The sequence below is a fragment of the Pseudomonas sp. SDO5532_S415 genome, from assembly GCF_054071155.1.
This window is the reverse complement of the sequence record NZ_JBSVWS010000177.1, coordinates 1-11,529: the sequence shown is the minus strand read 5'-3', so window position 1 is coordinate 11,529 and position 11,529 is coordinate 1. Positions and strand designations below refer to the sequence as shown.

The window sequence follows — 11,529 nt, the reverse complement described above, 5'->3', positions numbered from 1 at the left end:
GAGTGTCAGTCGACATCAACGTTGACTGACACTCCGCTTTCGCGAGCAGGCTCGCTCCCACAGTGGATTTGGGTTGGCCACGCAATGGTGGTCAACCCGATTTCAGATCAAGCCGCTTCCGGCGCCTGCGCGCGGCGCACGTCCGGTTGTTTCCAGGAGTCGGCGGCGCTTTCTTCGATGGCTTGTTGGATCGCACGCTTGCGCGCTTCTTCGGCGCGGCGGCTGAAGAACCAGACCAGGAAGGTCATCAGCGACACGGCCAGCAGAATCAGACTGGCCACCGCGTTGATCTCTGGCTTCACGCCCAGGCGCACCGCCGAGAACACTTCCATCGGCAGGGTCGTGGAACCCGGACCCGACACGAAGCTGGCCAATACCAGGTCATCCAGAGACAGCGCAAAGGACATCATGGCGCCGGCCCCCAGGGATGGCGCGATCATCGGGATGGTAATCAGGAAGAACACCTTCCACGGCTTCGCACCCAGATCCATGGCCGCTTCTTCGATCGACAGGTCCAGCTCACGCAAGCGCGCCGACACCACCACCGCCACATACGCTGCACAGAACGTGGTGTGAGCGATCCAGATCGTCACGATGCCGCGCTCCTGCGGCCAGCCGATCATCTGCGCCATGGCCACGAAGAGCAGCAACAGCGACAGACCGGTGATCACTTCCGGCATCACCAATGGCGCGGTGACCAGGCCACCGAACAGCGTACGGCCCTTGAAGTGGGTGATGCGGGTCAGGACGAACGCGGCCAGGGTGCCCAGCGCCACGGCGGCCACCGCCGTGTAGCAGGCGATTTCCAGCGAGCGCACCACCGAACCCATCAGCTGCGTGTTGTCCATCAGGCCGACGTACCACTTGATCGACCAGCCGCCCCAGACCGTCACCAGTTTCGAGGCGTTGAACGAGTAGATCACCAGGATCAGCATCGGCAGATAGATAAACAGCAGACCCAATACCAGCATCAGGCTGGAGAAACGGAAGCGCTTCATTCTTTACCCTCCATTTCCTTGGCCTGACTGCGGTTGAACAGGATGATCGGCACAATCAGGATCGCCAGCATCACTACCGCCAGGGCAGACGCCACCGGCCAGTCACGGTTGTTGAAGAACTCTTGCCAGAGCACTTTACCGATCATCAGGGTTTCCGGACCGCCCAACAGTTCAGGAATCACGAACTCACCCACCACCGGGATGAACACCAGCATGCAGCCGGCGATGATGCCGTTTTTCGACAGCGGCACAGTGATTTTCCAGAAGCTGTTGAAGGTGCTCGAACCCAGGTCCGATGCGGCTTCCAGCAGGCTGGTGTCGTGTTTCACCAGGTTGGCGTACAGCGGCAGGATCATGAACGGCAGGTACGAATACACCACGCCGATATACACGGCGAGGTTAGTGTTGAGGATCTGCAGCGGCTCGCTGATCCAGCCCATGGTCATCAGGAAGCCATTGAGCAGGCCGTTGTTGCTGAGGATGCCCATCCACGCGTAGACGCGGATCAGGATCGCGGTCCAGGTCGGCATCATGATCAGCAACACCAGCACCGTTTGCAGTTCCTTGCGGGCGCTGGCGATGGCATAGGCCATCGGGTAGCCGATCAGCAGGCAGAGGACGGTGCTGAAAAACGCCATCTTCAACGAGCCCAGGTAAGCGGCGATGTACAGCTCATCGTCGCCCAGCATCGCGTAGTTGCCCAGGTTCAGCAGCACCTGCAGTTTCTGCTCGGCGTAGCTGTAGATTTCGGTGTACGGCGGAATGGCCACGTCGGCTTCGGCGAAGCTGATCTTCAGGACGATGAAGAACGGCAACATGAAGAACAGGAACAGCCAGATGAAGGGAACCCCGATGACCAGCTGACGGCCACCGGGAATTATTCGGTTGAGGCGGCGTTTGAATTTGCGCATGTTCATGAGCGAAGCACCACGCCGCTATCGTCTTCCCACCACACGTAGACCTGGTCACCCCAGGTCGGACGCGCGCCACGGCGTTCGGCGTTGGCGACAAAGGACTGGACGATCTTGCCGCTCGGCAGTTCGACGTAGAACACTGAGTGACCGCCCAGGTAGGCGATGTCGTGCACCTTGCCGCTGGACCAGTTGTATTCGCAGGTCGGCATGTCCGGCGTCACCAGCAGTTTTTCCGGGCGGATCGCATAGGTTACGGACTTGTCCTGCACCGAGGTGCTGATGCCGTGACCCACATAGATCTGGCGGTCCAGGTCTTTGCAGGTGATGATCGCGTGGCCTTCGGCATCGTCGATCACTTCGCCGTCGAAGATGTTGACGTTGCCGATGAATTCGCAGACCAGGCGGCTGGTCGGGGTTTCGTAGATGTCGATCGGGCTGCCGATCTGGGCAATCCAGCCCAGGTGCATGATCGCGATGCGCTCGGCCATGGTCATGGCCTCTTCCTGGTCGTGGGTCACCATCACGCAGGTCACACCCACGCGCTCGATGATCTCCACCAGCTCCAGTTGCATCTGCGAGCGCAGTTTCTTGTCCAGCGCGCCCATCGGCTCATCAAGCAGCAGCAGCTTCGGTCGCTTGGCCAGCGAACGGGCCAGGGCCACACGCTGACGCTGACCGCCGGACAACTGATGCGGTTTGCGCTTGGCGTACTGACTCATCTGCACCAGCTTGAGCATATCGGCCACCCGCGCATCGATTTCAGCGGCGGGCAGCTTGTCCTGCTTGAGGCCGAAGGCGATGTTCTGCGCCACGGTCATGTGCGGGAACAAGGCGTAGGACTGGAACATCATGTTGATCGGCCGCTCGTAAGGCGGCATGTCGGTGATGTCTACGCCATCAAGGAAGATCCGTCCTTCGGTCGGTCGTTCGAAGCCGGCGAGCATGCGCAGCAAGGTGGATTTGCCCGATCCCGAACCGCCGAGCAGGGCGAAAATCTCGCCCTTCTTGATTTCCAGGGACACATCGTCCACGGCAATCGTCTCGTCGAATTTCTTCGTGACCCGGTCGATTTTGACCAGCACCTGTTTAGGTGACTGGTCGCCCTCGAGGGCTTTCTTATAGGCGCCGGAGGCAACTGCCATTTACGAAACTCCCAAAAAAAAGAGTGCAGTTCGCTCAAGGTGAGCCAACCTTGGATAGTTTGAGCCTTGAAGCTATTTACCCGACTTGACCTTGGTCCAGCTGCGGGTCATCAAGCGTTGTATGTTGGGTGGCAGCTCGATGGACACGTAAGTCTTGTCGAGCACGGCTTGCGGTGGATAAACCGCTTCGTCGGTGCGAATGGACTGTTCCATCAGTGAGTCCGACCCGGGGTTAGGGTTGGCGTAGCCGACGTAATCACTGACCTGGGCGATCACCTCAGGTTTCAGCAAATAGTTGATGAACGCGTGCGCCTCTTTCACGTTGGCCGAGTCCTTTGGAATCGCCAGCATGTCGAACCACAGCGCACCGCCTTCCTTGGGAATCGAATAGGCAATTTCCACGCCTTTCTTCGCTTCAGCCGCGCGGTTGCGGGCCTGGAACATGTCGCCGGAGAAACCGATGGCCACGCAGATATCGCCGTTGGCCAGATCCGCGATGTATTTGGAAGAGTGGAAGTAGGTCACGTAAGGCCGCACCGCCAGCAACTTGGCTTCGGCCTTTTTGTAGTCTTCAGGATTCGTGCTGTTGGCGTTCAGGCCCATGTAGTTGAGGACCGTGGGCATCATTTCATCGGCGGAATCGAGGAACGCCACGCCGCAACTCTGCAGCTTCTTGATGTTTTCCGGTTCAAATACCACTGCCCAGGAGTCGATCTTGTCGACGCCCAGTACAGCCTTGACCTTCTCGACGTTGTAACCGATGCCGTTGGTGCCCCACAGGTACGGCACGGCGTACAGGTTGCCCGGATCGTTCTGTTCCAGACGCTTGAGCAGTACAGGGTCGAGATTTTTGTAGTTCGGCAATTGAGACTTGTCGAGCTTCTGGAAAGCACCGGCCTTGATCTGTTTGCCAAGGAAGTGGTTGGACGGCACGACCACGTCGTAACCGGTACGCCCGGCCAGCAACTTGCCTTCCAGGGTTTCGTTGGAATCGAACACGTCATAGACCGGCTTGATACCGGTCTCTTTCTGGAAGTCGGCCAGGGTGGTCTCGCCGATGTAATCGGACCAGTTATAAATATGCACGGTGCCGGCGGCCTGGACACTGGCGGCAAGCGTCAGTCCGGCACCGAGCAACATGGCATTGCGCAACAAAGAAGAAATAGGCAAGTGGAGGTCCTCTAAAATTAGTTGGGCCCAAGTTGCCCCGCGTTACATGACAGCCATGGCTGCCTGGCAACAAAACCGGCGCGCAACTTACCCTCGAAAAACCGTTCCAGCAAACTTTATAAAGACCCTTGTGGGAGCGAGCCTGCTCGCGATGGCCGTCAACGATAACGCGTGGTGCCTGACACCCCCGCGGCGTTCCGATTTTTTTCGCGAGCAGGCTCGCTCCCACAGGGTTTACTACTTACTTACCGGATTTGATCTTGGTCCAGCTGCGAGTCAGGATCCGCTGGGTCGCGGCCGGCAAGTCGGCAATCGCGTACAGCTTGGCCAGCACGTCCGCCGGCGGATAGATGCCTGGATCATCAGTGATTTCTTTTTCGACCAGAGGCGTGGCCGCCGCGTTACCGTTCGGGAAGCGTACGGCGTTGGTGATTTCAGCCATGATTTCCGGCTTCTGCAGGAAGGTCATGAACTTGTAGGCGCCTTCGACGTTTTCGGCATCTTTAGGGATGGCGACCATGTCGTAGAAGCTGCCGGCACCTTCTTTCGGAATGTTGTAGCTGACTTTCACCTTGTCACCGGCTTCGGCGGCACGCGCCTTGGCCTGGTAGATGTCACCGGAGTAACCCACGGCCACGCAGATGTTGCCGTTGGCCAGGTCGGAGATGTACTTGGACGAGTGGAAGTAGCCAACCGAAGGACGGATTTTCAGGAACAGCGCTTCGGCTTCGGCCAGTTGTTTCTTGTCCTGGCTGTCGGTTGGATAGCCCAGGTAGTGCAACGCCACCGGAATCATCTCGGTTGGCGAATCGAGGAAACTGATACCGCACGATTTCAACTTCGCGGCGTTTTCAGGTTTGAACAGCAGGTCCCAGGAATTGGTCGGTGCATCGGCACCCAGTGCAGCCTTGACCTTCTCGGCGTTGAAACCAATGCCGATCGAACCCCACATGTACGGGAACGCGTGCTCGTTGCCCGGGTCGCTGACCGATACGGCCTTGAGCAGGTCGGTGTTCAGGTTTTTCCAGTTAGGCAACTTGGACTTGTCCAGCTTCTGGTAGACGCCGGCCTTGATCTGCTTGGCCAGGAAGTTGTTCGACGGTACAACGATGTCATAACCGGACTTGCCTGCCAGCAACTTGGCTTCAAGGGTTTCGTTACTGTCGAAGACGTCGTAGACAACTTTGATGCCCGATTCGGTTTCGAATTTCTTGATGGTGTCCGGAGCGATGTAGTCGGACCAGTTATAGACGTGCAACACCTTGTCGTCCGCCTGAACCGCACCCGCCATAATGCCCATCAGGGACATGGCGAGGAGTGTCTTGCCAGCAAGCTTTTTTCCTAATGCCTTCATGCGTTAATGCTCCAAATTTTTCTTTTTTGAACCACTTTGTTCAGCGGCCGAACCCGGACAACTGGAACCGCGGCTAGTCTGGCAAGATCCGAGGCGGTCTTTCAAGGAAAGGCCGCCCTTTATGACTGAGCCGAGCGAAAGTTTCATGCTTCCGCTCAGAGCCTAGCACTTAGCCCTTCAATGCACTGAGCGTCAGGTCCAGGCACTTGCGTGCCTTGGTCACCAGCTCATCGATTTCCGCCGGAGTAATCACCAGCGGTGGCGCGATGATCATGGTGTCCCCCACGGCACGCATGATCAGCCCGTTATCGAAGCAGAACTGCCGGCAGATCATGCCGACGCCCTTGCCTTCGTAGCGCTTGCGTGTGGCCTTGTCCTGAACCAGTTCAATGGCCCCCAACAGACCCACCCCACGAACTTCGCCCACCAACGGGTGATCGTTCAGTTCCCGCAGGCGTTTCTGCAAATACGGTGCCGTTTCTGCCTTGACGCGCTCGACAATTTTTTCCTCGCGCAGGATACGGATGTTTTCCAGGCCTACAGCCGCCGCCACCGGGTGGCCGGAGTAGGTGAAACCGTGGTTGAAGTCACCGCCTTCATTGAGCACGTCGACCACTTCATCACGCACGATCAGGCCACCCATCGGGATGTAGCCGGAGGTCAGGCCTTTGGCGATGGTCATCATGTCGGGCTTGAGGTCGTAGAAATCGGTTCCGAACCACTCACCGGTACGACCGAAACCACAAATCACTTCGTCAGCCACGAACAGGATGTCGTACTTGGCGAGGATTTCCTTGATGCGCGGCCAGTAGCTGTCCGGCGGAATGATCACGCCACCGGCACCCTGGATCGGCTCGGCAATAAAGGCACCGACGTTATCGACGCCGATTTCCAGAATCTTCTCTTCCAGCTGATTGGCCGCCCAGATACCGAATTCTTCCGGGGTCATTTTGCCGCCTTCGGCGAACCAATAAGGCTGGGCAATATGGACGATGCCCGGGATCGGCAAGTCGCCCTGCTCGTGCATGTAGGTCATGCCACCCAGGCTCGCGCCGGCCACGGTGGAACCGTGATAGCCGTTCTTGCGGCTGATGATGACTTTCTTCTTCGGCTGGCCCTTGATCGCCCAGTAGTGACGAACCATGCGCAGCATGGTGTCGTTGCCTTCGGAGCCGGAACCGGTGAAGAACACGTGATTCATGCCTTCTGGCGCGATGTCGGCGATGGCCTTGGCCAGTTCCAGCACCGGCGGATGGGCGGTCTGGAAGAACAGGTTGTAATACGGCAGTTCGCGCATTTGCTTGCTGGCGGCATCGGCCAGTTCATCACGACCGTAACCGATCGCCACACACCACAGGCCGGCCATACCGTCGAGGATCTTGTTGCCTTCGCTGTCCCACAGGTAGACACCCTTGGCGTTGGTGATGATCCGCGGGCCTTTTTCTTTCAGCTGCTTGAAGTCGCTGAACGGGGCCAGGTGGTGATCGCTGCTCAGGGTTTGCCATTCACGGGTTTGCGGATTGTTGCTGGTCATTACGAATCTCCTAAAAAATCCAGGTGAGAGCGCCGCCAGGCAACGGCAGCGCCCGGCGCATCAGACGGCAAACAGCAGGAATTCCCGTTCCCACGAACTGATGACGCGCTTGAAGTTTTCATGCTCGGCCCGCTTGACCGCGACGTAGCCAGTAATGAAATTTTTGCCCAGGTACTTCTCGATGGTCGCGCTGTTTTCCATGCGTTCCAGCGCATCTTCGATGGTCAGTGGCAGGCGCAGGTTGCGGCGCTCATAGCCGCGCCCCACCACCGGCGCACTCGGGTTCAGGCCTTCGACCATACCGATGTAACCGCAGAGCAGGCTCGCGGCGATCGCCAGGTACGGGTTGGCATCGGCACCCGGCAGGCGGTTTTCCACCCGACGGTTTTGCGGTCCGGCATCCGGCACCCGCAAGCCCACGGTACGGTTTTCTTCGCCCCATTCCACGTTCACCGGGGCCGAGGTGTCCGGCAGGAAGCGGCGAAACGAGTTGACGTTGGGCGCAAACAGCGGCAACAGCTCGGGAATCAGTTTCTGCAGACCACCGATGTGCTGCAGGAACAACTGGCTCATGGTCCCGTCTTCATTGGAGAAGATGTTCTTGCCGGTTTCGATGTCGATGATGCTCTGGTGCAAGTGCATCGCACTGCCCGGCTCGCCGGTCATGGGCTTGGCCATGAAGGTTGCCGCCACGTCGTGCTTGAGCGCGGCTTCGCGCATGGTGCGCTTGAACACCAGAATCTGGTCGGCCAGGGACAGGGCATCACCGTGACGGAAGTTGATTTCCATCTGTGCCGTGCCGTCCTCGTGGATCAGCGTGTCGAGGTCCAGCTCCTGCAATTCGCACCAGTCGTAGACGTCTTCGAACAGCGGATCGAATTCGTTCGCCGCTTCGATGGAGAACGACTGTCGACCGATTTCCGGGCGCCCGGAACGGCCGATCGGTGGTTGCAGCGGATAGTCCGGGTCGTCACTGCGTTTGGTCAGGTAGAACTCCATTTCCGGCGCCACGATCGGCTGCCAGCCTTTGTCGGCATAGAGTTTCAGGACCTTCTTGAGCACGTTGCGCGGCGACAGCTCGATCGGGTTGCCTTGCTTGTCGTAGGTATCGTGGATGACGATGGCGGTCGGTTCGATGGCCCATGGCACCGGGTACACCGCGTTCTGGTCGGGACGGCAGATCATGTCGATGTCGGCCGGGTCGAGCAGTTCGTAATAGATGTCGTCTTCGACGTAATCGCCGGTTACGGTCTGCAACAGCACGCTTTCTGGCAGACGCATGCCTTTTTCGGCGATGAATTTGTTGGTCGGCGAAATCTTGCCCCGGGTAATCCCGGTCAAGTCGGCGATCATGCATTCGACTTCTGTGATCTTGTGGTCTTTCAACCAATCGGTGAGCTGGTCGAGGTTGTTACTCATAAATGCCTCTAGGCTTTGAGTTTCCCGACCCTTGCGAGTCAGGCGATGTTTGACGCATCGGCGTCGCGTTGAAATACGTATCTGGCACAGGCTATCGTGATTTCCTGGCCACCCCGGTAAACATGGGGCGTGCAGAATCACGAGCGGTACCCTGCACGATGGCCGAGCCGCTATTGTGAATAGGTTCTATATTGAATGGAGTAACCGTAATGGGTGTGCCATCGAGGCCGTCCAGAATAACGGACGGGGATGGTCGATCCGCCAGGGAAGCGAGGATCACCGACAGGTCCGAAGCCTCTGGAGCCTCAACGCTCAAGCAGATATCGCCACTGATGTGATAAGCATGCAGACCGTTCTGCCTGGAGCAGTCGGTGACGCCGATTAACGGCAGGCGAGACATGAAGCACCCCGGTATTATTGCTGTTATGGGTTTGATTCGAGCTTAGCCTTGTTCATTTTTTTACACAACACCCCCGTAAAAAATACAACACGGCCTGCTCAAACCTGCGGGTGTCGCGTCCCCCATGGATAAAAAAACGCCCCAAACTGCCCCATAAATGCCGTCACGGCGCTTTTTTAGGGCAAAAAAGGCCTCGCTTGACTTCGGCAGGCCGTTCGGGTTGACTGGAATCTGAAAAGATCAATGATTGATATTTTTAACAACAAAGGTGTTGCATCATGTCGGTACCCCCGCGTGCCGTTCAGCTTAACGAAGCGAACGCGTTCCTTAAGGAACATCCTGAGGTTCTGTACGTTGACCTTCTGATTGCGGATATGAATGGTGTGGTGCGCGGCAAGCGCATCGAACGCACCAGCCTCCACAAGGTTTACGAGAAAGGCATCAACCTGCCGGCCTCTCTATTTGCTCTGGATATCAACGGCTCGACGGTGGAAAGCACCGGCCTGGGCCTGGACATCGGTGATGCTGACCGAATCTGCTATCCAATCCCCGATACCCTGTGCAATGAACCCTGGCAGAAACGCCCGACCGCGCAACTGTTGATGACCATGCACGAACTCGAAGGCGAGCCGTTCTTCGCCGACCCGCGCGAAGTGCTGGCCAATGTCGTGCGCAAGTTCGACGAAATGGGCCTGACCATCTGCGCCGCATTCGAACTGGAGTTCTACCTGATCGACCAGGAGAACGTGAACGGTCGTCCGCAACCGCCTCGCTCGCCGGTTTCCGGTAAACGCCCGCACTCGACCCAGGTCTACCTGATCGACGACCTCGACGAATACGTCGACTGCCTCCAGGACATTCTGGAAGGCGCGAAAGAACAAGGCATCCCGGCCGACGCCATCGTCAAGGAAAGTGCCCCGGCGCAGTTCGAAGTGAACCTGCACCACGTGGCCGACCCGATCAAGGCCTGCGACTACGCGGTCCTGCTCAAGCGTCTGATCAAGAACATCGCCTACGACCATGAGATGGACACCACCTTCATGGCCAAGCCTTACCCGGGCCAGGCGGGTAACGGTCTGCACGTCCATATCTCGATTCTCGACAAAGACGGCAAGAATATTTTTGCCAGTGAGGATCCCGAGCAGAACGCCGCGCTGCGTCACGCGATCGGCGGTGTGCTCGAGACCCTACCCGCACAGATGGCTTTCCTCTGCCCGAACGTCAACTCCTACCGCCGCTTCGGCGCACAGTTCTACGTGCCGAACTCGCCGAGCTGGGGCCTGGACAACCGTACCGTGGCCCTGCGCGTACCGACCGGCTCCGCCGACGCGGTACGTCTGGAGCACCGTGTAGCCGGCGCCGATGCCAACCCTTACCTGCTCATGGCTTCGGTCCTGGCGGGCGTGCACCACGGCCTGGTCAACAAGATCGAACCGAGCGCGCCGGTGGAAGGCAACAGCTACGAGCAGAACGAGCAAAGCCTGCCGAACAACCTGCGCGATGCCTTGCGTGAGCTGGACGACAGCGAAGTCATGGCCAAGTACATCGATCCGAAATACATCGATATCTTCGTCGCGTGCAAAGAGAGTGAGCTGGAGGAGTTCGAACACTCCATCTCCGACCTTGAGTACAACTGGTACCTGCATACCGTTTAAGCGGTTGTAGCGAAAAAACGCCGCCGGCTGTTAAAAGCCGGCGGCGTTTTTTTATGGCCGCCTGCGGCGGATCGCTGGCAAGCCAGCTCCCACAGGGATCATCTGCGTACTCAAAATTTATATGCAACACACAACCCTGTGGGAGCGGGCTTGTCGAATCGTCGCACCGCCGCGATGGCGTCCGAGCAGACAACATCGAACCCGGCTCGTACAATGCCCGCTGCCCCGCAGGAGACTCCAATGACGCGCACCGCCACCGTTCGCAAACCCCGTGCACGCAGCCAGGCCCGGATCGACTCGATACTCGATGCGGCGCGCACGCTGCTGGCGGCCGAGGGCGTGGCCAGTCTGTCGATCTACAGCGTCGCCGAGCGCGCCGAGATCCCGCCTTCTTCCGTCTACCACTTTTTTGCCAGCGTCCCGGCCCTGCTCGAAGCACTGACGGCCGATGTCCACGCGGCATTCCGTGCCTGCCTGCAAGCGCCCATCGACCATCACGCCTTGGGCGGCTGGCGTGATCTGTCGCGATTGGTGGAACAACGCATGCTGGCGATCTACAGCGAAGACGCCGCCGCCCGCCAACTGATCCTCGCCCAGCATGGCCTCACCGAAGTCACCCAGGCCGACCGCCAGCACGACATCGAACTGGGCGACCTGATGCACAAGCTGTTCGATCACCACTTCGAGCTACCTAAATTACCGAACGACGTCGATGTGTTTGCCCTGGCCATGGAACTTGGCGACCGCGTCTACGCGCGCTCGGTGCAGCAACACGGGCAGATCACGGCGCGCATGGCCGAGGAAGGGATGCGGGTGTTTGATGCGTATCTGGGGCTGTATTTGCCGCCCTACTTGCCGAAGCGTGTTATCCCTGCCTGACTTTTGATTGGCTTCACTGGCCTCTTCGCGAGCAGGCTCGCTCCCACAGGGGAATGCATTCCAT

At 58.5% G+C, this 11,529-nt stretch carries 9 protein-coding genes; 2 read left to right on the top strand and 7 right to left on the bottom strand.

From position 1 onward, the window contains the following. Positions 1-107 precede the first annotated feature (107 nt). The 7 genes from ACW9HW_RS25650 to ACW9HW_RS25620 all read right to left on the bottom strand — a co-directional run bounded on the left by ACW9HW_RS25650 (position 108) and on the right by ACW9HW_RS25620 (position 8,531). Positions 108-998, bottom strand: a complete 891-nt coding sequence (locus tag ACW9HW_RS25650; protein ID WP_095196305.1) for an ABC transporter permease subunit — start codon at positions 996-998, stop codon at positions 108-110. Next, complete coding sequence (locus tag ACW9HW_RS25645; RefSeq protein WP_095196304.1) at positions 995-1,915, bottom strand: ABC transporter permease subunit; 921 nt, start codon at positions 1,913-1,915, stop codon at positions 995-997. Before ACW9HW_RS25645 ends, ACW9HW_RS25650 begins: the two co-directional genes overlap by 4 nt. Next, the gene (locus ACW9HW_RS25640; RefSeq protein ID WP_095196303.1) at positions 1,912-3,054 is read right to left on the bottom strand and encodes an ABC transporter ATP-binding protein; all 1,143 of its coding nucleotides are present in this window, start codon (positions 3,052-3,054) and stop codon (positions 1,912-1,914) included. The genes ACW9HW_RS25645 and ACW9HW_RS25640 overlap by 4 nt, the downstream gene beginning before the upstream one ends. A 72-nt stretch (positions 3,055-3,126) precedes the next feature. Further along, a complete protein-coding gene (locus tag ACW9HW_RS25635; protein ID WP_095196302.1) occupies positions 3,127-4,224 on the bottom strand; it encodes a polyamine ABC transporter substrate-binding protein in 1,098 nt (365 codons plus the stop codon). A 241-nt stretch (positions 4,225-4,465) separates the two neighbouring features. Next, entirely contained in the window at positions 4,466-5,578 is a 1,113-nt protein-coding gene (locus ACW9HW_RS25630; RefSeq protein ID WP_095196301.1) for a polyamine ABC transporter substrate-binding protein, read from the bottom strand. Between the two features lie 169 nt (positions 5,579-5,747). Continuing rightward, positions 5,748-7,112 (bottom strand): aspartate aminotransferase family protein, encoded by a 1,365-nt coding sequence (locus ACW9HW_RS25625; protein ID WP_095196300.1) that lies wholly within the window; start codon positions 7,110-7,112, stop codon positions 5,748-5,750. A gap of 60 nt (positions 7,113-7,172) precedes the next feature. Further along, a complete protein-coding gene (locus ACW9HW_RS25620) occupies positions 7,173-8,531 on the bottom strand; it encodes a glutamine synthetase family protein (protein WP_095196299.1) in 1,359 nt (452 codons plus the stop codon). Positions 8,532-9,209: 678 nt separating this feature from the next. On the opposite strand from ACW9HW_RS25620, the gene ACW9HW_RS25615 reads away from it, so the two are divergent. Next, positions 9,210-10,586: a glutamine synthetase family protein gene (locus ACW9HW_RS25615; protein ID WP_095196298.1), complete on the top strand. Its 1,377-nt coding sequence runs from the start codon at positions 9,210-9,212 to the stop codon at positions 10,584-10,586. A 240-nt stretch (positions 10,587-10,826) separates the two neighbouring features. Next, positions 10,827-11,465 carry a TetR/AcrR family transcriptional regulator gene (locus ACW9HW_RS25610; protein WP_207267661.1) on the top strand — a complete coding sequence of 213 codons (639 nt, stop codon included), beginning with the start codon at positions 10,827-10,829 and terminating at the stop codon, positions 11,463-11,465. Positions 11,466-11,529 lie beyond the last annotated feature (64 nt).